Origin of the sequence: Coleofasciculus sp. F4-SAH-05 (genome assembly GCF_040222985.1) — a bacterium.
In the GTDB taxonomy this organism is placed as follows: domain Bacteria; phylum Cyanobacteriota; class Cyanobacteriia; order Cyanobacteriales; family Coleofasciculaceae; genus Coleofasciculus; species Coleofasciculus chthonoplastes.
The window spans coordinates 1-23,039 of the sequence record NZ_JAVKBY010000139.1 but is presented as its reverse complement, the minus strand read 5'-3'; the positions used below and the strand labels follow the sequence as shown (position 1 = coordinate 23,039).

Genomic DNA, 23,039 nt, shown 5'->3' with positions numbered 1-23,039 from the left:
TGAAGGAAGAAACGATAGTTGTGAAACCCGCCCCTACACAAGAATAAAAAAATAGCATAATTTAGATCATGAGTGTATTAACCAGAACAGAAAATTATTATAAAATTGGCGGAAGCTTAAAGTATCAACACCCCACCTATGTGAAACGCCAAGCTGATGATGAACTCTATGATAGCTTGAAGCAAGGGGAATATTGCTATGTATTGAACTCGCGACAGATGGGGAAGTCGAGTTTGCGAGTTCGGATGATGAAAATTCTCAAAAGTGAAGGTATAAAATGTGCGTCGATTGATATGACCCGGCTGGGAAGTCAAACGACGCCAGAGGCATGGTATCTGGGTATTGTTTCTGAGTTGGTGAGGAATTTTGGTCTAACGGCGACGTTTGATGATATTGCCTGGTGGAAGCAACATGAGATATTATCACCGTTACAACGCTTGAATCGGTTTATCGAGGATGTGTTACTGACTCGCTTTAGCCAAAATCTTGTCGTTTTCCTGGACGAAATCGATAGTATTATCAAACTAAATTTCAAAGACGATTTTTTTGCCTTTATTCGCGCCTGTTATAACCAACGAGCCGATAATCCGGATTATAATCGCCTCACGTTTTGTTTATTGGGAGTTGCTACGCCGTCTAATTTAATAGATGACAAAAAATGTACCCCCTTTAATATCGGGCAATCGATTCAGCTTGGTGGTTTTGAATTTGAGGATGCCAAAGCCTCGTTAATTCCTGGGTTTGCCGATAAAGTTGATGATCCGGAAACGGTATTAAAAGAGGTATTGAACTGGACAGGTGGACAACCTTTTCTCACCCAGAAATTATGCTATCTAATTGGCAAGTATACTCAAAGCCGTACCCCCGATATTGCCAAAATTGTCCACACTTATATCCTGGAAAACTGGCAATCTCAGGATGAACCGGAGCATTTACGAACGATTCGCGATCGCCTGCTGAGTAATGAACAACGAGCCGAGCGGCTACTCGGGCTATATCAGCACCTTTTGCAGCAGGGACAAGTGGCGGTGAATGACCATCCAGAACAGATGGAATTGCGCCTAAGTGGGTTAGTGGTTAAACAGCAGCAAACCTTAAGGGTTTATAATCGCATTTATCAGACTGTATTTAACCTAGAATGGGTCAATGAAAAACTCGCTAACTTGCGACCCTATTCAGAAGCCATAACTGCCTGGTTTGCATCCAATGGTCAGGATACCTCGCGACTGTTGCGCGGTCAGGCGTTACAGGAGGCAAGACAATGGGCGGCTAATCAATGCTTAAGTGATCAGGATTATCAATTTTTAGCCAAAAGTGAGCAATGGGAAAAATGGGAGGTTGAACGCGCTTTAGATGCTGAAAAGAAAGAGCGCAAATTAGTCCTCTTAGAGATGCAAATTGCTCAAGATAAAATTAAACAGGCACAGGAGCAAGCGCGGCGGGAAAAATGCCAAAATCGGCTTAAATTTGCCCTGACTTGGGCTTTAGTTCTTGCGGTTGCTACGGGTACTGGTTTTTACGTTCGCCAACAACTGAAACAGGCTTATACCGAATCCCTGGAGGAGCAAATGAAAAAAGCAGGGGATGGGGCTTTGCTTAAGTTTGAGTTGGGGCAACTTGAGGCATTATTGCAAGCCATGAAAGCTGGGCATACCTTGGCAACGTCATTTGGTGAGCGTCCCTTAGCCAACTATCCGACAACTCGTCCAGTGTTAGCGTTGCAGGAAATTCTGAACAATATTCAAGAACGGAACCAACTGCATCATCAAGGTAGTGTGGAAAGCCTTGCCTTTAGCCGCGATGGACAAACCATTGTCACGGCTTCCTTAGATGGCATTATTCGTTTGTGGAACCGACAAGGAAAACTCATCGGACAATTGCCGGGACATCCAGCCAGAGTTACCAGTATTGCCGTGAGTCGAGATGGGCAACGCATGATCAGCGCCTCAATTGATGGTACGGTTCGCTTGTGGGATCGGCAAGGAAATGGAATGCAAGAATTGCCAAAACAGCCCGGTTGGGTGAGAAGCGTTGCCTTTAGTCCCGATGGAGAGTTAATTGCCACGGCGTCATCGGATCATACGGCACGTTTGTGGGATATTCAGGGTAATTTGTTGCAGGAATTTACCGGGCATGAAGATGGAGTAACCCATGTTGCTTTTAGTCCCAATGGACAGTTGATTGCCACAGCGTCATCGGATCACACGGCACGTCTGTGGGATATTCAGGGCAATTTGTTGCAGGAATTTAAAGGACATCAGGGATGGGTGAGAAGTGTTGCCTTTAGTCCCGATGGAGAGTTGATTGCTACAGCGTCATCGGATCACACGGCGCGTTTATGGGATATTCAGGGCAATCTGTTGCAGGAGTTCAAAGGACATCAAGGACGAGTGACTCAGGTGATGTTTAGCCCCGATGGGCAGTTTTTGGGGACTGCTTCTATGGATGGTACGGCTCGCCTCTGGGATGGGCAAGGAAATGTGGTACAACACTTAAAAGGGCATCAAGGTATAGTGACAGATATCGCCATGAGTCCCGATGGTCAAATCATTGTCACGGCTGCATCTGACGGCATTGCCCACCTGTGGACGCGATCGCACAATCAACCGTTGCAAGGACATCAAGATGGGGTTACCCATGTCACCTTTAGCCCTGATGGACAGTTGCTGGGGACGGCTTCATCCGATGGTACAGCTCGCCTCTGGAATCGGCAAGGGAAATCCATTCTGGAATTCAAGGGACATCAAGGGAGTGTCACCGATATCACCTTTCGTCCGGATCAGCAAATGATTGCTACTGCCTCATCTGATGGCACTGTTCGTTTATGGGACATCCAGGGTAAATTGCAAAGACGCTTACCCAACCATTCCGGCGGCGTGGCACAAGTGGCATTTAGCCCCGATGGACAACTGATTGCCACGGCTTCTTCTGATGGTATTGCCCGCTTATGGGATATTCAAGGTAATCTACTGCAAGACTTGATCGGACATCAAGGGTGGATAAGAAGCCTCGCCTTTAGTCCCGATGGAACGCAGATTGCTACCGCTTCATCCGATCGCACGGTTCGCCTTTGGGACTTGCAAGGTAATCTGCGACAGGAATTGAAAGGACATCAGGGATGGGTTAAAAGTGTCGCCTTTAGTCCCAATGGAGAATATATCGCTACGGCTTCCATTGATGGCATGGTTCGTCTCTGGGATACTGACGGAAACCTAGTCAAAGCATTTAACCAGACTCGTAGTGGACTCACCAGTGTCGCCTTTAGTCCCAATGGTAAATATATTGCCACCGCCTCATTCGAGGGTATCGCCCGTTTATGGGATTTACAGGGAAACCTAGTACAAGAAATTAAAGGACATCTTGGCGCTGTGGTTAGCGTTGCTTTTAGTCCCGATGGAACCCAAATTGCCACGGCTTCATCGGATGGCACCGCCCGGATTTGGCAGGTTGAAGGGTTAGGGGAATTACTTGCCAGAGGGTGTATCTGGTTGCAAGATTACTTAGCAACTCATCCCGAAGCACGAGAGGAACTCCAAGTTTGTGATTTTATGGAATAGGGAATTATTATGATGGTAAAGACTTTAAGCAACGTGTTATGGCAATCAAATACCGAATCGAGCAAAATCATCCGCCTCGTTCTCCTAGAGAAAGCTTGCCTACCATGTACGATTTACCGAGTGAAAATCCGGAGGAACCTGGTTTGCCCGACGAATTTCATGATCTTCAACCCGAACTATTGCGCGTAACGTTTCATCCGGCTAACTACCCACCTGAGCAAATATTTTGCGGTAGTGATATGAACCTTTACTACGATGCGCGTCACCATTATTGGTATAAACGACCCGATTGGTTTGGTGTGGTGGGCGTATCAAGACTTTATGATCAGGAGGATTTACGGTTAAGTTATGTGATTTGGCAAGAAATGGTTCGTCCGACGGTGGTGGTGGAATTATTGTCACCGGGGACGGAAAAAGAAGATTTAGGTAGAAGTACACGCCTGAGTAGTGAACCCCCGACAAAATGGGAAGTCTACGAGCAAATTTTAAATGTCCCCTATTATGTGGTGTTTGACCGCTATACGGATCGGTTAAGAGGGTTTGCACTTACGGCTGGTTTTTACCAAGAGTTGGAGTTAACTGAACCGAGGATTTGGATACCCCAATTGGAATTAGGTTTGGGATTGTGGTCGGGAGAGTACGAAGGGATTAATCGTCTATGGTTACGTTGGTACGATGCTGAAGGTAATTGGATTCTAACCCCAACTGAACGGGAAGCGATCGCCCAAGAACAACTCGAAGCCGAACGACAACGGGCTGAAGCTGAACGACAACGGGCTGAAGCCGAACGACAACGGGCTGAAGCCGAACGAGTGCGATCGCAGCGTCTTGAAGAACTGTTGCGTTCCCACGGGATTGATCCAAATAGTTGATCTAAACTCTAAGTCCAACTAATCCTGCGGAAAGATTAAATATTCATTAAATTTATCAGCCAGATTATTTAATTTAACCCGAAAGTATGAGGTTGATTGATCCATTCCAAGTGATCATGGCATCGTTACCGTAGTTTTGGAGTTTCACGATGCCTGGATTTTCTGTAAGTTATACCCTCTCCGAATTAATTTCTCTAATTTTTTGTGCTGTTGTTGGCACGGGAATAATATTTATGGGATACTTTTTGGCATTATCTGTCGTCTAAGGGAACAACCTCACCAATTTAGGTGGGATGATGTTGTGCCAAAAGGTTAACTATGAGTCGTCGGTCAAGTTCTTACGCGGTTTTCGTCGCACTGACGGTTATAACTGTACTGTCTGTTATCGTAACCAATGTGCCGCGATCGCTGTCTGTATCCCTAAGTTCTGGCAATGCTACTCTCATCGCCGCTACGCCGACTCAACAATGGCAAGATGCCAAATTGTTGCGTAATATTAAGGGACATACAGACGCCGTGGGTGCGATCGCGATTAGCCCAGATGGACAACTCCTCGCCACGGGTAGTGATGATCAAACGATTAAACTCTGGAACCTAAATACAGGTCAGCCATTGCGGACGCTTTCTGGACATTCTGATCAAGTTACTGCTTTAGCTATTAGTCCAGATGGGGAAAAATTGGTGAGTGGCGGGGGTATCGAGGACGGTTCCATTAAACTCTGGAATCTGAAAACTGGCGAATTGATCAAGACTCTCCAGAAAAAAGAAGGCATGATTCCATCCCTAGCAATTAACCCAGATGGACAAATTCTAGCGAGTGGAAGGCGAGGAGAAGGGTTAGGGTTTGTTTCAGAAATTGCCCTTTGGAATCTAGAAACAGGCGAACAACTGCTTCAATTTGAGATTGAAAATTTAACCCTGTCTCTTGCGTTTAGTCCCAATGGAGAACTCCTGGCTAGTGGTTCTGAGGACGGTACAATTCATCTATGGAATTGGCAGAGCGGGGAAATTCAGCATATCCTCCAGCATCCTCAGTCTTTAAGATCATTGGCGTTTAATCAGGATGGAAATGTCTTAGTGAGTGAGAGTTTTGCCGAAACCATTAACGTTTGGAATCCTCAAACTGGGGAATTACTGGCGACACCAGTGGAAAATCTTAAACCTGTGTTTGTGAATGCCTTGGCGCTGCATCCGTCGGGTAACATTTTAGCCAGTGCGTTAGGTCCTTATGGCAGATTAGGGTTATGGAATCTGGAATCGGGTGAGTTGATGACGATGTTGGAAGGGTTTTCGGGTTCGATTTTCTCCCTTGGCTTTAGTCATGATGGACAGATATTGGTGAGTGGGAGTAATGATGGCGCGATTACTATTTGGAAAACAGGGAACAGAGAATAGGGAACGGGGAACAGGAAAGGGCGGGTTTTGAACAAAGGTTAGGATCAATAGCGGAACGAAAGCCCATAAACCCGCCCCTACATTCGGAAAGGGCGGGTTTTGAACAAAGGTTAGGATCAATAGCGGAACGAAAACCCATAAACCCGCCCCGACAAACCATGCTGTCTCATCCTCCACCACTGCCTAAAATTACTAAACTCAATAACGTTCCCGTATTCCAGAGACTGTGAACGAGCATGGGCGCCAAAAGATTACGCGATCGCGTGTACACAACTCCCAATACAATGCCTAACGTGGCTAAGGGGAGGACTTCTGACAAACTCAGATGTGCGATCGCAAAGACAAGACTACTGGTGACAATTGCTCCCCAAGCGGGCATATAGCGCGTTAACGACGGTAATAAAAACCCTCGGAACATGAATTCCTCAAACAGGGGTGCAGCAATGCAAGCCGTGCTAAAAAATATCACAATAGCTACTGTATCTTGTCCTTCTAGCACCAGCGAAAGAATCGGATTACTCCCCCCTTGTCCCTGCCATAATTTTTGGTTAAGGAGTGAGACTAAAATCACTAGGGGTAGAGCTACTAGGTAGCCACCTAATCCAAAAATAAGCCCATTTCTGCGGAATTTAATCCGGAACCAATCCTCTGGCAAGGGTAAAAAATCCTTGATCGAAAGGTAAAGGACTCCCAATCCTCCAGCCGCTAGCACAATGTAAGTCATTAAAACATATAATGCCTGCATTCTTACCGTAAAACTAGCCGGATTCAGATTGAACAAGCCCAGGAAAAGTGGCAGGATAAAAACAGGAAGGAGGATTTGACCGATAAAGAAAAAGCCCAGAATCAAGACTTGCCAAATCATTTCTCCATCCCAAGGCGTATCCCAAGCGATATCGCTATTCGTAGCTAGCAGCGATCGCTCTCCCTGAAGTAACCACTGACCCAGCAAAAATAGCAAGAGTCCCACCCCGACAAGACCGCCAATTCCGGGAATGGCACTAATTAGAGTTAACTTGACTAGGGCTTGTTTGGCTCTCTCTTTTTCTTGAGCTTGTAAGGATAATAAGGCATCTTGACGCTGTTGCAATTGATAAAGCTGGAACAATGCCCGATGCTGGAACCAGCTATCTAAATTTTGTTGAATTTTTGATTCCGCATCGGGTAAAATTCGAGGCGGATCACTCCAAAGACCTGCTAATACGGCGGCAGTCTGGGCGGATGGCGTCGTTGCTGGAGCGGTACTTTCCACTGTTTCTTGCTCAATCAACTCATTCCACGTCTGAATTGCCATCTCGGTTCTACCCTGTTGAGCTTGCAGCAGTCCCAACCGCACATTCAGTTCATCAATAAGCTGTTCTGTCTGAGATAATGATTTTTGCAACTGCTTTCGCTGCTGAGAGGTCATCGGAGCCTCGTCAATGGGAGCGATTTGCATTTGCGGTTTAGCCAGCTCATCACCGATAGATGTCGTCACATCCTGGTTTGAGGACAGTTGTCCCAGTTTGGCGATAATTTTCGATTGAGTTGTCTGAGCTGTTTCCAGCACTTGTTCATATTGCTCTTTGGCATTTTCAAACGGATTATCACCGAGTAATGCATTCCGCGCCGCCGTTAAATCCTCTTCTCCTTCTGTTGCTAAACTCTGACCTTCGGCAGCATGGAGTAATAAATTGGTTTGGTAAAGTTCTAAGCGACTTTGAATTTGAGGCTGACCCCAGCTTTCAACCAAAGAAAAGCTGACTTGTAAGAGTACCGCCACCGTCAGCACGGCTAAAATCAACCGTTTAATCACTAACCCAGTATTCATGAACCCCCCAAAAAAAGTAATAAGTCATAAGTCATAAATAATAAGTCATAAGTTCTAAGGTCTTAAAAAAATATTTAGTAACAAACGTCACTGTTTTTGTTTCAGACGTAATCTGTCGCGTTCTGGCTTTTCACGGGAAGTCTTGAAACCCTGTTGATAAGGAAGATACACAGGAAAAATTAACCTCTTCCCCAGCTCCCAGACGTAGCATGCTACGTCTCTACATGCTCCCAGACGTAGCATGCTACGTCTCTACATGCTTCCTCGCCTTTTTGCACATCAGGTGTGCGGTTACACTGAAAATGACCCTGATCTTTGAAGATGCCCCAAGGATGCTACCAGCATTTGGGTTAATCTGGCTACTATTTATAGAATTGGTCACATAGGAGCAAAAGGATTGACTACTCGCGTCATTATTGTACGGCACGGTCAGAGCAGCTATAATGCCCAGCAACTCATTCAAGGACGCTGTGATGAGTCCGTGTTAACAGAAAAAGGGGCTGATGATGCCCGTAAGGTGGGTGCTGCCCTCAGTAGCTTGAGCCTTGATGCTGTCTATTGCTCTCCTCTCCAACGAGCGAAGCAGACCGCAGAGGTCATTCTACCCTATTTGTCTGGCTCACCCCCTCTCCAGCCAGCCGAAAACCTGATGGAAATCGATTTGCCTTTGTGGGAAAAACTGGCGAAATCAGACGCCCAGGCAAAATTCCCGGCGGACTATCGGTGCTGGAAAGAACGCCCGGAGGACTTCTATATGGAGATTTCTACACCGGAGGGAACCCGGAAGCATTTTCCTGTCTTGGCACTTTATCAACAAGCGCAGCAATTCTGGCAAGAGATTCTACCCCGCCACTCAGGTGGCACGATTTTAATCGTGGCACACAATGGTATTAACCGCTGTTTGCTGAGTAGCGCTTTGGGTATTTCTCCCGCCCGTTACCAGTCCGTCTTACAATCCAACTGTTGCATTAATGTTCTGAATTTTACGGGCGGTTGGGGTGAACCCGTGCAATTAGAGTCTCTCAATCAAACCTCTCATGTTGGTACACCGTTACCGACGCCTCGCCCCAGTAATCGGGGGTTGCGTCTGCTGCTGGTACGTCACGGAGAAACCGAGTGGAATCGTGTCTCCCGCTTTCAAGGTGGGATTGATGTGCCGTTAAATGAAAATGGACGTCAACAGGGACAGCAGGTGGCTGAGTTTCTTAAGGATATCCCGATTGATTTTGCGGTGACCAGTCCGATGTTACGTCCCAAGGAAACGGCTGAATTGATTCTTCAGTATCACAGTAGTATTACGCTAGAACTGGAAGACAAGTTTCGCGAAATTAATCATGGACGTTGGGAAGGGAAGTTAGAGTCAGAAATTAACCAAGAATACGCCGATTTATTGCATCAATGGAAAGTAGACCCAGCTACCGTACAAATGCCCAATGGTGAAAATTTAAACCAAGTATGGGAGAGGGCTACAGCCGCTTGGGATAGGATGATTCAGGTCAAAGCTGGAATGGCTGATTCAGAACTCAAGACGGGTTTAGTTGTTGCTCATGATGCGATTAATAAAGTCATTCTTTGCCATGTTTTGGGATTGAGTTCAGAATCATTCTGGAGTATTAAACAAGGGAATGGTGGTGTGAGTGTGATTGAATATGGTCAAGGGTTAGAGAAGTTACCTGCTGTCCAGGCGATGAATATTACCACTCACCTTTCTGGAGATATTTTTGACCGAACGGCGGCGGGGGCGTTGTAACTCCTACTCTGGGAGATGGGGGAGATGGGGGAACACCTCGACTTCGCTCGGTGTGTCAGATGAGGCAAATTGTGTAGGGGCGGGTTTCACTACTATCTTTTCGGTTACACCCAGATGTAAATAAACCCGCCCCGACTTGACAAATGACAAATGACAAATGACGAATGACGAATGACGAATGACGAATGACGAATGACGAATGACGAATGACCAATGACCAATGACCAATGACCAATGACAAAAATCATGTTTCAAACTAACCCGCCTCAAGACCCGAAAAAAGTTTTGCCGACAATGTATGATCTCAAGAGTGAAGACCCAGAGGAACCTGGTTTGCCTGACAAATATCACCTCCTACAAGCGCGTTTCCTTGAAGATACTTTATCCCCTCCCAACTACCCAACTGATCGCATTTTTGTTGCCAGCGATTTGAATCTTTACTACAATCCACGTCAAACCAATTGGTATAAACGTCCTGACTGGTTTGCAGTGGTGGGGGTTGATAGACTCTACGAACAACGGGATTTACGAATGAGCTATGTGGTGTGGCAAGAAGAAGTTAATCCCTTTGTCGTGGTAGAACTGATTTCACCAGGTACTGAAAAAGAAGACTTGGGACAAACGCTGCGGGAAGCAAATCAACCGCCGACAAAGTGGGAAGTCTATGAACGTATTTTGCGCGTTCCCTATTATATCGTGTTTAATGGTCGCACGAACCAGCTAAGAGCGTTTCAGTTAATGGGTAGTAGCTACACCGAGTTAGACTTGAGCGAACCGCGTGTGTGGATGAACGATATTCAGCTAGGGTTAGGACTGTGGCAGGGTTTCTATGGGGAATGCGATCGCACCTGGTTACGTTGGTATGATGCACAAAGCAACTGGATTTTGACTCCCTCAGAACGAGAAAGGCGACGGGTAGAGAGGTTGGTAGAACAATTGCGATCGCTTGGTGTTGAACCCGATTTGGATTTGGAGGTTTAGTGGACATTTGGAGAGATTTGCCTATGGGAGAACTGGATTCAACCGGACATGATATAACCAAAGTTAAGAAAAAATAAGTTCTTACCTCTGGAGAAGAGGCTGCGGATTTTTTCAAAGTTTGGCAGTATAAAGAATAGGTATCTGCTTCTAGGGCAGTGTGACGGAAATAGTCCTACAGTTAATCAAGAGGAGAGAGAAAAAGTATATAGCATAAACTTTACAGCCTTGGAGTTTGTTTGTTCCAGCTACAGCCTGCGCCCTACCTAATTATTATGCAGCCTGACATCACCGCCATTACCTTACCTGCTTTAGAGCATTTTATTGACTATCATCCCCTCACGATTGAGGCTGAAGCAACTCTAGTTGAAGCGATCGCGTTATTAAATCAAGGACAATCCTTGTCGGCGTACCAGTCGGGGCAAATTGCCAGAGAACCAAAACGTTCCCATTGCTGCCTTTTAGTGACCGAAAATTCGGCGTTGATCGGGATAGTCACCACACGAGACTTGATTAAACTGATGCTGGCTGGGATGAATTTTCAGGACACTCAGGTGGCTGATGTGATGGTGCGATCGCCGATTACTTTGACCTTCTCAAATTCCTGTCATCTGTTTACTGCATTATCCCTTTTTGAGAGCTATTCGATTGATCATCTCCCAGTTTTGGATGAGACAGGTAAACTTATTGGTTTAATCACAGAAAATACTATTTGTCAAGGTTTACCGGAACTGCATTTGCTCCAGTCACAATCGGTGGCGACGGTAATGACGATTTCTGGGTTAAAAATCCCATTGACGACCTCTGTTCTGGAACTCGCCCGACAGCTGATTAAGACTCAGGAAACTTGTGCTGTATTGATACAGGAAACCGTAACCAACGATACAAATCAGGGAAAATCGTCTTTACCGGTAGGATTAATTACAGATTATGATTTAATCTACTGTTTACAACTATCTGTCTTTGGGCTCGACTTGTCAAAAACACCCGTATCTATGGTGATAAAAAAACCGCTATTGAGTCTCCATCCGGATGATTCCATAAAGCAGGGACTCGAACAGATGCGGCAAGTCGGGCAAATTCCTCAATTCGTCTACCAATCTCCAGAATCCTTTATCGGTATTTTTACTGCCACTAACATCATTAAAGCGTTGAATCCTCTAGCACTGCTGAATCAAGTTGAGCAATTACAGCAAACGATTAATCAACAAGCCGACCAACTTCAGCAAACTCTGAATGACTTAAGCCAAGCTGAAACAACTCTGGGAACGAGTCATCAGCGTTTGCAGTTGATTCAGCAAATAGCCAACACTCCCACTTTAAACGGGAAAGACTGGCAAAGGGAATTGAGTGAGTTGACAGAAACCACCTCAGCATCCCGTTGTCTTCCCTCCTCTTCATTAGTGGAAACTCCAGACGATCAAATAATTGATCCGCCTCAGGTTGCCAATATCATCAAAACTGCAACCGAACGGTTGGAATTAATCCTTCGCGCCTCCCAAGATGGATTTTGGGACTGGAATATGATTACCGGGGAAATTTATTTCTCTTCCCGATGGAAAGAAATACTGGGTTACGCCGATTGGGAATTACCGAATGAATTGGCGTCTTGGGAGAAGGTCATTTTTGATGAAGATCGAGTGGCGGCGTTAAAACTAATTGAAGACTATAACAGTGGTAAAGTCTCTCGCTTCCAAGCCGTCCAACGCTTCCATCATAAAAACGGATCAACCGTTTATATTTTGTCTCGGGCAATTCACAAAAAAGATGCTGCGGATCGAGTGATCCGCATGGTGGGGACTCATACCGATATTACCGATCGCAAACAAGCGGAGGCAACTTTACAAGCTGAGTATTCCTTTAAAACCCAACTAATCGAACGGATGGGAGAAGGCGTGTGTGTCTGCCATAGTATTGACACCTATCCCTATATCGGCTTCACAGTTTGGAATCAGCAGATGGTTGAGATTACCGGTTATACCGTTGATGAAATCAACCGTCGAGGCTGGTATCAGACATTCTATCCCGATCCGAAACAACGAAGCCAAGCCGTTAAGCGAGTTGCTCAAATGCAACGGGGGGAGGATTTAGTCGCTGAGGAATGGGACATCGTTCGGGCGGATGGCAGCCACCGTATTTTATCGATCTCCACATCCAGAATTGAAACCTCAGAGAATCAGACTCATATCTTAGCCTTAATTCAAGATGTGACTGAACGCTTGCACTCAGAAACCGCGTCGCAGCAACAAGCCGAACGGGAACGGTTAATTCGAGCGATCGCGTTGCGGATTCATCAGTCGTTAGACTTGGAGACGATTCTGAATACGACGGTAACGGAAGTGCGGCACTTCCTGCAAACAGATCGGGTGTTAATTTATCGCTTCAATCCCGATTGGAGTGGTGTGGTGGCTGTTGAGTCAGTGGAATCAGATACGTTATCCATGTTGGGACAAACCATTTATGATCCCTGCTTTGGCGAGAAGTCGGCGGTACGTTATCAACAGGGTTATATTAATACCCTGGAAGATACTCACACGGCAGATATTGCCACCTGTTATCGAGACTTTTTAGCCGCTCTTCACGTCAGGGCAAACCTAGTCGTCCCAATTCTACAGGGAAGCCAATTATGGGGGCTACTGATTGCCCACCATTGTCATCATCCTCGCCATTGGCAAACCGTTGATATTGATCTGCTGCAGCAACTAGCCACCCAAGTCGCGATCGCGATTCAGCAGTCTGAATTGTATCAGCAGTTATCCACTGAACTGGTGGAACGCAAACAGGCGGAAACCGCCCTCCGACAGCAAGCCGAACGAGAACGATTAATTAGTGCGATCGCGCGTCGCATTCGCCAATCGCTGCACCTAAACGAGATTCTGAATACGACGGTAACGGAAGTGCGTCACTTCCTGCAAACGGATCGGGTGTTAATTTACCGCTTCAATCCCGACTGGAGTGGCGTAGTCGAAGTAGAGTCTGTCGCCGTGAAAGAGTTATCGGTATTGGGGCGCACGATTTTTGATCCCTGCTTTGGCGAGAAGTCGGCGGTGCGTTACCAAAAGGGTTATATCCACACCCTGGAGGATATCCACACGGCTAATCTAGAGTCTTGTTATCGTAACTTTCTTGCCAATTTACAGGTGAGGGCAAATTTAGTCGTACCGATTATACAGGGACAAAAATTGTGGGGACTGCTGATTGCCCACCATTGTAATCTTCCCCGACATTGGCAGCCTCAAGAAACAGAGTTGCTGGTACAACTTGCCACGCAAGTTGCCATTGCGGTACAGCAATCGGAACTGTATCAACAAGCCCAGGCGGATTTAACCGAACGCAGACAAGCAGAAGCCGCCTTACAACAGCAACTCCAGCGTTCATTACTGCTTAAACAAATCACCCAAGACATTCGTCAAAGTTTAGACGCCCAACAAATTTTTCAAACCACCGCCACTCAAATTGGTCAAGCCTTTCGCGTCAACCGTTCCGTCATTCACACCTACGTCGCTTCACCTACACCCAAAATCCCGTTTGTTGCCGAATATTTAGAACCCGGTTACTCCTCTATCCTCAATGTCCAGATTCCGGTGGCTGACAATCCGCACATTCAACAGGTATTAGCCGCCGATCGCGCGATCGCCTCTAACAATGTTTACAACGATCCTTTGTTACAAAATGCCACGGGAATGTGTGACCAGGTAAACCTGAAATCCATGTTAGTCGTTCGCACCTCCTATAAGGAAAAACCCAATGGGGTGATTTGTCTGCATCAGTGTGATCAGTTTCGCCAATGGAGTAATGATGAAATTGAATTACTCGAAGCCGTTGCCGATCAAGTGGGAATTGCCCTTGCCCAAGCTGAACTCCTGGAACAAGAAAAGCACCAACGACAACAGTTAGCCGAACAAAACTTAGCCTTAGAAAAAGCTAAACAGGTTGCTGAAGCTGCCAACCGCGCCAAAAGTGACTTTCTGGCAATCATGAGTCATGAAATTCGCACGCCAATGAATGCAGTGATTGGCATGACGGGACTGATGTTGGATACGCCACTGGATCAGGAACAAGCCGAATTTGCCGAAACAATCCGCCACAGTGGCGAAGCCCTGCTGACGATTATTAATGATATCCTCGACTTCTCCAAAATTGAGTCCGGCAAACTGGAGTTGGAGGAACAACCCTTTAATCTGCGAACCTGTATCGAAGAATCTCTGGATCTGCTAACGCCAAAAGCCGCAGAAAAGGGCATAGAACTGGCGTATCTATTTGATCCTCAGACCCCCAACACGATTCGCGGCGATATTACCCGACTGCGGCAAATCCTGGTTAATTTGCTCAGTAATGCCCTCAAATTTACCCATCAGGGAGAAGTGACAGTTTCGGTGTCCTCTAAGCGGGTAAGTCCTCAGTCATTAGAGCAACTTTCTCATAGGACGAATAAAGAACAACAATATGAAATTTTGTTTGCGGTGAAAGATACGGGGATTGGCATTCCTCCAGATCGCTTAGATCGGTTATTTAAAGCCTTTAGTCAAGTCGATTCTTCCACCAGTCGCCACTATGGGGGTACAGGATTAGGGTTAGTGATATCCAAGCGGTTGAGTGAAATGATGGGGGGGAGAATTTGGGTAGAAAGTGAAGTGGGCAAGGGTTCAATCTTTTTCTTCACGATTGTTGCCCCTGTCTGTCAAATTGATAATCTCAGTAATTTGGATCTCCGGCAACCTCAGATTGAAGGGAAGCGGATGTTAATCGTAGATGATAATGCTACAAATCGCCGCATTTTAACTCTACAAGGTCAATCGTGGGGGGTGCTGACCCGTGCGGCTGAGTCGGGCAATGAGGCATTAGATTGGTTAAGGCAAGGGGAGACATTTGACTTAGCGATTCTGGATATGCACATGCCCGGAATGGATGGCGTAAATCTTGCCTCACACATACGCCAACAGCCAAATGGCAAAGAGATTCCCTTGGTTATGTTAACCTCAATCGGCAAGCCAGAAAACAGTGGTCAACTAGATGAAGCCAAGTTTGCGGCGTTTCTGACTAAGCCGATTAAGCAGTCTCAACTCTACAATGTGTTGATGGATGTATTAATCGGTCAACCTGTGAAAGTGCGGTCAACCTGTGAGATTTCACCGACGATTGATCCGTATATGGGTGCAAATCTACCATTGCGGATTTTGTTGGCGGAGGATAATGTGGTTAACCAGCAAGTGGGACTACATATCCTCAGCCGTATGGGGTATCGGGCGGATGTCGCCGCTAACGGGTTAGAAGTCCTCGAAGCATTGCACCGCCAGTCTTATGATGTGGTATTAATGGATGTGCAAATGCCGGAAATGGATGGTTTGAAAGCAACTCAGCGCATTTGCCAGGAATGGTCACCGGAAAACCGTCCTTATATCATAGCGATGACGGCTAATGCTATGCGAGGCGATCGCGAAACCTGTTTGCAAGCCGGTATGAACGATTATATCAGTAAACCAATTCGGGTCGAGGAACTGGTGCGATCGTTGCAGGGAGTGCCAAAAAAGGTACAAGAGACTCGGAGTTTCCAGAAGACAGCAGGCAGCGAACAAAGTCTCCAAACCCAAGCACAAAAAAGCCAGGTACAAGACAATAATCACGGTTTAGACGACCATGATGTCATTGATGCCCAAGCTTTTCAACAATTGTGCGATATGGTCAAAGATGATCAGGTATTAATCCAAGTTATTGATAGCTTTTTGGACGAAGGCGCTCAGTTGTTGGGGGTGATGAACCAAGCACTGGATTCACAGAAAACGAATACATTGTCACCTGAGACGCTAAGCACTTGTCAACAGGCGGCTCACAGTCTTAAATCTACCAGTGGTACGGTTGGTGCGATTAACCTTTCTGAACTTTGTAAACAGTTAGAAAAGATAGACATTGAAGATGAAACCGATAATCCACTGACGTTAACCAGTCGTCTATTGACACAAATCGATCAGGAATATGAACAGGTAAAGGTGGCGTTACAAAGCAAACGTCAGCATTTGAAAGAGATTTTATGAAGTGATAATAACAGCCCAATAAACTTTCATAGCTTTTAAAACCACTGGAATTTAATTCAGAATTACTCAAACTGCCCGAAAAGAACAGGACTTACGCAGCTACACCACATATCGTGGCAAAGGTGCGTTACGCTACGCTAACACACCCTACACATAGAGGCTTTGCGTAAGTCCTAAAGAAGCAAGATACGTCCTTTGTCATTTGTTGAAGATGACTTGCGCTTCTCACGGGGCGGGTTTAGGGATATCAGGGTGACAACCCAATGTTAATGGTAAAACCCGCCCCTACACACACTCCCTCGGCTTCCTCAGCTTCCCCGGCTTCCCCCGCCCCCCCAGCTACCTCTGCTCCCCCTGCTCCCCCTGCTCTCCATCTCACCCAACCCCTCACCTTCAACGCCGAGAAGGTCCTGGATTAAGCAGTTGAACTTCGCTAATCCGAATCACGTAGGGATGATACTTATCTTCTTGAAAAGAGCCAACCCAAACTTTATATTCCCCCGCTAACCACTGACCCGAAATTCCAGGATTTTTGCCGTCAGCATCATCATTACACCAACTTCCACCAGGACCCCTCACCAATAGAGTAGTATCCTCCGGGCTTTCTACTTGTAAGCTGAGATAGTTGAAAAAAGACGTTAACTCTAGGATATGATCAGGCTGCTCATCAATAAATCCGATACAAGAACCAGTTGGTGTTTCTCTACGACCCGAAACATCTGGGGTTGAAACGGAACCGCCACTGATCCCCCGAATAATCAACGGATCAGGTGAAAATCGTCGCCCCAGTTTTACGTTCTCAAATATGGGTTGCGGTGCGGCGGATTGAGCGTCAACGGCGGGAGTCATCAATAGTCCACTGGCAAATGCGGCGGTGGTAAGTGCTGTTCCCCAGCGCCAGAGTCTCAAGACACTTACCGGGGAGTCGGAGAGTAAGGAGAGAGGTGACATAGTGGTAAGGCGAGAAGGGTGTCTTTTATTCATAACTGAGCGATTCCATCGTTGGGAATTTCTGGGAATAGTGTTTTTGGCTTTGGCACGAGGTTGTACAATTGGCACAATGATCAGAGGCGTGTTCTTTGGATATTAACAGCTCGATGTGGTTAGTATGGACGCGAATGTTGCAAATTGTGTTCCGCTCTTCGCTTCAGTCTTATAACCTAGAATACGTAATTCGATGTGAAACACGAAACACTACATCAACAAAAAAGGGGAAATTCGGAAAGAAAGATTGAATGTTTAAAAACTAAACGTGAAACACCTTGCCGGTCTAAGCAGCAGAAATCCAAAATTGGCGACTCCATTTATTAATTATCAGGAAATGGCTATAATACATAAATAATCGGTTATCCTATATTTAAACTTTGGTATGACAGCTTACGGCTGAAGTTGTGATAGTTCCTGTTGGATTTGCGCGATCGCACGTTCTAATTGTTCCACTCGCTCTGGGTTGACAGAAGCGGCGGTGCGATCAGGTTGGGGAAGCTGATCGATGGTTTGTTTGAGAGCTACGATAATCCCGGCTAACGTCTCAATCTGTTCTAATTCGGGACGCTGCCTGAATTTTTGATTCAATTCATCAAGTTTTGATTGTAGGGGGACTAGAGAACCTCGTAATGCCTTTTGCTTCTCATTAATTGCCTCAACGGTAGAAACAACAGCAGACAGTTCTTCTCTAGACATCTGATTCGAGTTAGGTTGCTTCAGTTGAGCGACATCTGCACGTAAGGTTTGGATATCTCGGCTTAAGTTATCAATTTGAGTGCGATCGTTAATTTTGCGCCGAAGCAGTTGGACAACACGACGACGGTTAATTAGATTGAGTAATAGAGATATAGATAACGGTGCTAATCCATAAATCATCTGTCCAGATATCACGGCTACTATCGCCCCGACAAATGAGGCGGCAATAGCAACAGATTCAGCGATGAAAAGCCAGTTTTTTTGGTCATTTGTCATTTGTCATTTGTCATTGGTCATTGGTCATTTGTCATTGGTCATTGGTCATTTGTCATTTGTCAGGGAATAGGGAATAGAGAATCCGGTTCCCCTTCTCCCCAGGGAGGGAGAAGGGGCTAGGGGATGAGGGGGTAAAATGTCAAGGAGTAGATAGACACAGCTTAAAACCTTGCCAGCATTGGTTTTTTACCTGAAGTTGACACGGATGCATGGCACGTCTCTACAAATCTTATAACTGCTGCCAAAGTTTAACTGTACCATCTCGATTTCCTCCTGCTAACCACTGACCCTCTGGACTTAGAGCAACAGATACCACAGAACCAGCATCGTTATTGTCCAAGACAAGCAACGGTTCATCTATGCCTAGCCACCAGATCTTAATCGTACCGTCTGCATGAGCCGCGATCGCACTTTGCTCGTTATCGCTAAAAATAATTGACGTGGCGGGTGCAGAGGAACATTGCCAACGTTCTATCAGTTCAGCACTATCGAGTTGCCATACCTTCAGAGTACCATCGGTACAGGCGGCGGCTAACCGACGCCCATCGGGACTTAAGGCAAGAGAGTTGATTGAACTCAGATTGTCGGTGAGACTGAATTCTAGATCAAACGGCTGAAAATGCCATAAATCAATAATGCCATCTCCGCCACCACTGACAAGGGTTTTGCCATCTAGACTTAAGGCGAGATCGGATAATCGTCCGGCTTCTTGAACTAAATCCTGCACAAATTTTCCCTGATCCAATTGCCATAGCTTAATGGTTTGATCAAAGCTACCACTGATCAGAGTTTGGTTATCTGGCATAATCACCAGCGATCGCACGGAACCGTTATGACCTGTTAAGGTATGGCATAATTCTCCAGCCTCTAGATTCCAGACCTTAATTGTCTGATCAAATCCCCCACTCGCCAGCCATTTACCATCAGGGCTTAAGCTAAGACAGAGGACTCCCTGTTGATGATCACTAAATGTGTGAATCAGATCAGCCGTCTCTAAGTGCCACAGCTTCACGGTTTTGTCTAAACTACCACTAACCAGGATTTGACCATCAGCGCTCATTGCCAAAGCGCTAACCCAATCCTGATGTCCTTTCAGGGTTAATCTAAAGTTCCAATTGGGTAGGATTGGTTCAGGGACAAAAGCACTCGGATACGCTCTTATATCTTCTTCTCCAGCTCCCCCAGCTCCCCCAGCTCCCCCAGCTCCCCCAGCTCCCCCAGCTCCCCCAGCTTCCCCAACTCCCCCAGCTTCCCCAACTTCCCCAACTCTCCTCACAGGGGAAACCGATTCGGATGCGACAGGAAATAAGGATGGTTCACCCCCCGCCTCTGTGTGCCAATGGGTGGGTTGTTCGGGAGCAGCCGCAATCGGAATTTGGTAGTGTAGTTTATCAAGATCGGCAGTGACTTGTGCGATCGCGGCTTCGAGTTGCTCGATGTGGTTGGGCAATGAGGCACTATTGAGATAATCCACAACATTCCGCAGCGATTGTTCCACGCTAACAATTCGAGCTTGAAGTTGGGCAATTTTTATTGCTCCTAATTCAGAAGCCGGGTTCTCAATTTCAGCCAGATAGTCTGGGAGTTTTGCTTGTAGAGAGGCTAGTGCCTGATTAAGTTGCTGTTGGTATAACGATTGACTCTCTTGGGACACTTGGCGATGCAGTTGAGCCATAGCTCCCGTTAACCGATTTCGGCTCTGTTGCTCAAATCGTAGGCGATTGATCAGATTCAGCAATAGTGTAATTGACAACGGAACTGCCCCATAGATAATTTGACCAGACGCCGCCGCGACAGCCCAGCCAATGATTGAGACAGCAACAAAGATACACTCAGCAATTTTCAGACGGTGAGTTAGCATTCCCTGTTCATGTCATAAGGATTTATCTCTATCTTTTGAACTATGAATTATAAAAAAAACATAAGACGTAAGACGAATGACTAATAATTAAAGACCAAGAACCATTCGGGCAATATTAAAATAAATCAACACACCCAACACATCAACCACCGTCGTAATAAACGGGGCTGACATCAAAGCCGGATCTAATCCCAGGGAACGGAACAGAAACGGTAACGCCGAACCCGCCACCGATGCCAGAATCGCGATCGCGACTAAACTGATACCCACAGCAACGGCAACAAAGATATCATCTCTGAGCAGATACGCCCAAAGCGTTGCCACTGAGCCTAAAATTGTCCCCAGTAGCGCTCCTGCCATCGCTTCGCGCCCGATGACTTGTAATGAACCCATATCACGAATTTCGTCAGTATTTAAACCGCGAATCACCACCGTTGAAGATTGAGCGCCCACATTTCCCCCTGTACCCGTCAACAGAGGAATAAATGCCGCCAGCGCTACGACTTGCTGGAGGAGTTCAGCTTGAGAGTTAATAATAGTAGCCGTCACACTGTTTGTCAGTAACAACACAAATAACCAAACCACTCGTTTGCGGGCAACAGTTATTAAGTTGGTTTGAAAGTAATTATCGCGCCCAGATTGTACCCCACCCCCTAAGGCATAGATATCTTCAGTGGTTTCTCGTTCTAAAATATCGATCACATCATCAACGGTGACAATCCCCACTAAACGATGTTCTCGATCAACCACAGGTACAGCCAGAAAGTCGTAGCGTTGGATTAACCGCGCCACGTCTTCTTGATCGGTATCCGTGTGAACACAAACGGCATCACGACTCATTACTTCACCTAGAGTTTGCTCCGGTGGAGACACAACCAAATCCCGCAATGAAACGATTCCACTCAGATGTCGTTCTGCATCGGTGACATAAACGTAATAAATCGTCTCCGTGGTACTGGCTAAACTCCGAATCCGTTCCAGGGTTTCGCCCAAGGTTAAACTTTCTTTCAGGGAAATATACTCCGGAGTCATGATTCTCCCTGCGGTATCGGCTTCATAACCGAGGAGTTGGGCGGTGGCTTGGCGTTCCTGGGGACTCAGTTGAGCCAGTAAACGGCGAACAACTTTGGCGGGCAATTCATCAAATAATCGCACTCGATCATCGGGAGACATTTTGTCCACGATGTCAAGTACCTCTTGGCGTTTAAATTCCTCGATCAAGGATTGTTGGACGCTAGAGTCAAGATACTCGTAAACTTCGATCGCCTCAGCTTTAGAGAGTAAGCGGAACGCGATAACCTGTAGGGCGTCGGGCAATCCTTCGATCGCGTCGGCGATGTCCACAGGTTGTACAGGAACTAATACCTGTTTAGCGCCCTGAAAATTTTCTTGTTCCAACAGCATTTGCAGTTGAGTCCGAACTAACTCTCGCAACTCGCTGCGCGATCCCGTCTGGAGGGGAATGTTGTTTTCTCTTAATTCAGACATAATCAGCCTGGATAGTTCTATACTGTGCTAGAGCCGGATTGCAAGAGTTGAATGGTGAGAGTTCTCCTCGAAGTATCCGAGGGTCATTGATGAATCACTTCAGCTAGCGCTCACTGCCGATGTCCGACGGAGATGTCGATCACGGATTCTTAAGTCTTCAGTTTAACTTCAAGTGGTCTCTAGGTGTTTACTGAGGGATGAAGAATGCGCGGCAAACTGCCCTCTAAAACTAAACGCGATCAACGCGATCGCGATGAAATGAGATATGAAGATTAAAACTAAATCGCGATTATCTCCGGAACCTCAACGAAGTAGGTTCCGGAGCAGGATAGCGGACAGTCTGCGGGTTTCAATATCCCGTAGACTGTCAACTACCTCTAGAGTGCGCTTGAATGTATTCTTCCAGAACCTTGAGCGGCGCACCTCCAGCCGAACGAATATAAAGCTGATCCCCCCATAATCCTTTTTTCCAGTTTTTAAAGTAAGGCTTTAATTCAGACTCAAACTCCTTTCTAATAACTCTGCTAGTTGCCGATTTGATTGAACCCAATAAAGTCGAAATATTATTGGCGGGGTGTAAATCAATCATTAAGTGAATATGGTCAGGTTCTCCCTCACACTCTAATAGCCAAGATTTGTTTTTTATTAGTACGTTAGCTGCTACATCTTTAAACTTCTCAATCATTTTTTCTGACAAGACTTTGCGTCGGTAAGCTGTGACGAAGTAAGTGTGCAACTGAATTGAGTAAACACAGTGAGCGCCTTTGCGGTATTGAGTTGTCATTTGTTCGAGTGAACGGTAAACTGTAAGTATGCTAACACGTCGAACCACATTTAGGCTCTACCCAAGCAAAACCCAATGTGACCAACTCCATTGGGCTAGAAAAATGCACTGCGACCTTTACAATGCAGCAATTGCTAACCGAAGGACGCAGTATAAACGCTTTGGGCATTCTGTTGACTATTTTGAGCAACAGAATTGCTTACCTGAGTTTAAAAAAGTTTGGGTTGAATATGCCGAATTAGGTTCTCAGACGTTGCAAGCTACATTAAAGCGGGTTGATTTTAGCTATAAACGATTTTTCAAGGGATTGGGTAAGTATCCCAGGTTCAAAGCAAAGCGGCGGTATAGTGGCTGGACATATCCCAATAAGCAAAGCTGGAAGGTTTTGTCTAATGGTAAAAACGGTTACTTGGAACTGAGAGACCTTGGTTTAAAGATTCAAATGCGGGGTCAAGCTAGAACTTGGGGAACTCCAACAACCTGCACAATCTTTTTTAGGAACGGTAAGTGGTATGCGTCAATTACCGTACAGTGCAACCCGACTCGCCAAACA

General features: G+C 46.1%; 15 protein-coding genes. 7 read left to right on the top strand and 8 right to left on the bottom strand.

What is annotated here, in order from left to right; translation table 11 throughout:
• Nucleotides 1-68 precede the first annotated feature (68 nt).
• The 3 genes from RIG27_RS16790 to RIG27_RS16780 all read left to right on the top strand — a co-directional run bounded on the left by RIG27_RS16790 (nucleotide 69) and on the right by RIG27_RS16780 (nucleotide 5,824).
• Nucleotides 69-3,557 (top strand): WD40 domain-containing protein, encoded by a 3,489-nt coding sequence (locus RIG27_RS16790; protein WP_446346988.1) that lies wholly within the window; start codon nucleotides 69-71, stop codon nucleotides 3,555-3,557.
• Nucleotides 3,558-3,595: 38 nt separating this feature from the next.
• On the top strand, nucleotides 3,596-4,429 hold the full coding sequence (locus RIG27_RS16785) for a Uma2 family endonuclease (RefSeq protein WP_446346986.1): 834 nt from the start codon (nucleotides 3,596-3,598) through the stop codon (nucleotides 4,427-4,429).
• Nucleotides 4,430-4,747: 318 nt separating this feature from the next.
• The gene (locus RIG27_RS16780) at nucleotides 4,748-5,824 is read left to right on the top strand and encodes a WD40 repeat domain-containing protein (RefSeq protein ID WP_446346984.1); all 1,077 of its coding nucleotides are present in this window, start codon (nucleotides 4,748-4,750) and stop codon (nucleotides 5,822-5,824) included.
• Nucleotides 5,825-5,990: 166 nt separating this feature from the next.
• On the opposite strand, the gene RIG27_RS16775 is transcribed toward RIG27_RS16780, so the two are convergent.
• The gene (locus RIG27_RS16775) at nucleotides 5,991-7,634 is read right to left on the bottom strand and encodes a CPBP family glutamic-type intramembrane protease (RefSeq protein WP_446346982.1); all 1,644 of its coding nucleotides are present in this window, start codon (nucleotides 7,632-7,634) and stop codon (nucleotides 5,991-5,993) included.
• A 397-nt stretch (nucleotides 7,635-8,031) separates the two neighbouring features.
• Here RIG27_RS16775 and RIG27_RS16770 point away from each other — a divergent pair, with 397 nt between their 5' ends.
• Nucleotides 8,032-9,384 (top strand): histidine phosphatase family protein, encoded by a 1,353-nt coding sequence (locus tag RIG27_RS16770; RefSeq protein WP_446346980.1) that lies wholly within the window; start codon nucleotides 8,032-8,034, stop codon nucleotides 9,382-9,384.
• Nucleotides 9,385-9,387: 3 nt separating this feature from the next.
• Here the strand turns inward: RIG27_RS16770 and RIG27_RS16765 are convergent, their stop codons facing one another.
• Nucleotides 9,388-9,639 carry a hypothetical protein gene (locus RIG27_RS16765; protein WP_446346978.1) on the bottom strand — a complete coding sequence of 84 codons (252 nt, stop codon included), beginning with the start codon at nucleotides 9,637-9,639 and terminating at the stop codon, nucleotides 9,388-9,390.
• Between RIG27_RS16765 and RIG27_RS16760 the strand changes: the two genes are divergently transcribed.
• Together RIG27_RS16760 and RIG27_RS16755 are read left to right on the top strand one after the other, a co-directional pair.
• Nucleotides 9,631-10,365, top strand: coding sequence for a Uma2 family endonuclease (locus RIG27_RS16760; protein WP_446347067.1), 735 nt, complete (start codon nucleotides 9,631-9,633; stop codon nucleotides 10,363-10,365). The genes RIG27_RS16765 and RIG27_RS16760 overlap by 9 nt on opposite strands.
• A gap of 272 nt (nucleotides 10,366-10,637) precedes the next feature.
• Nucleotides 10,638-16,394 (top strand): GAF domain-containing protein, encoded by a 5,757-nt coding sequence (locus RIG27_RS16755; protein WP_446346976.1) that lies wholly within the window; start codon nucleotides 10,638-10,640, stop codon nucleotides 16,392-16,394.
• A 247-nt stretch (nucleotides 16,395-16,641) separates the two neighbouring features.
• Here RIG27_RS16755 and RIG27_RS16750 read toward each other — a convergent pair whose 3' ends face one another.
• The 6 genes from RIG27_RS16750 to tnpA all read right to left on the bottom strand — a co-directional run bounded on the left by RIG27_RS16750 (nucleotide 16,642) and on the right by tnpA (nucleotide 22,486).
• Nucleotides 16,642-16,773: a hypothetical protein gene (locus RIG27_RS16750; protein ID WP_446346974.1), complete on the bottom strand. Its 132-nt coding sequence runs from the start codon at nucleotides 16,771-16,773 to the stop codon at nucleotides 16,642-16,644.
• A 14-nt stretch (nucleotides 16,774-16,787) separates the two neighbouring features.
• Entirely contained in the window at nucleotides 16,788-17,453 is a 666-nt protein-coding gene (locus RIG27_RS16745) for a hypothetical protein (protein ID WP_446346972.1), read from the bottom strand.
• A 318-nt stretch (nucleotides 17,454-17,771) separates the two neighbouring features.
• A complete protein-coding gene (locus RIG27_RS16740; protein ID WP_446346970.1) occupies nucleotides 17,772-18,353 on the bottom strand; it encodes a hypothetical protein in 582 nt (193 codons plus the stop codon).
• 229 nt (nucleotides 18,354-18,582) lie between these two features.
• Nucleotides 18,583-20,214 carry a WD40 domain-containing protein gene (locus tag RIG27_RS16735; RefSeq protein WP_446346968.1) on the bottom strand — a complete coding sequence of 544 codons (1,632 nt, stop codon included), beginning with the start codon at nucleotides 20,212-20,214 and terminating at the stop codon, nucleotides 18,583-18,585.
• 87 nt (nucleotides 20,215-20,301) lie between these two features.
• Nucleotides 20,302-21,702 (bottom strand): magnesium transporter, encoded by a 1,401-nt coding sequence (gene mgtE / locus RIG27_RS16730; RefSeq protein WP_446346966.1) that lies wholly within the window; start codon nucleotides 21,700-21,702, stop codon nucleotides 20,302-20,304.
• A gap of 367 nt (nucleotides 21,703-22,069) precedes the next feature.
• A complete protein-coding gene (tnpA, locus tag RIG27_RS16725) occupies nucleotides 22,070-22,486 on the bottom strand; it encodes an IS200/IS605 family transposase (RefSeq protein WP_446346964.1) in 417 nt (138 codons plus the stop codon).
• A 103-nt stretch (nucleotides 22,487-22,589) separates the two neighbouring features.
• On the opposite strand from tnpA, the gene RIG27_RS16720 reads away from it, so the two are divergent.
• Nucleotides 22,590-23,039, top strand: a 450-nt coding sequence (locus RIG27_RS16720; protein ID WP_446346962.1) for an RNA-guided endonuclease InsQ/TnpB family protein, incomplete at its 3' end; no start/stop codon positions are given.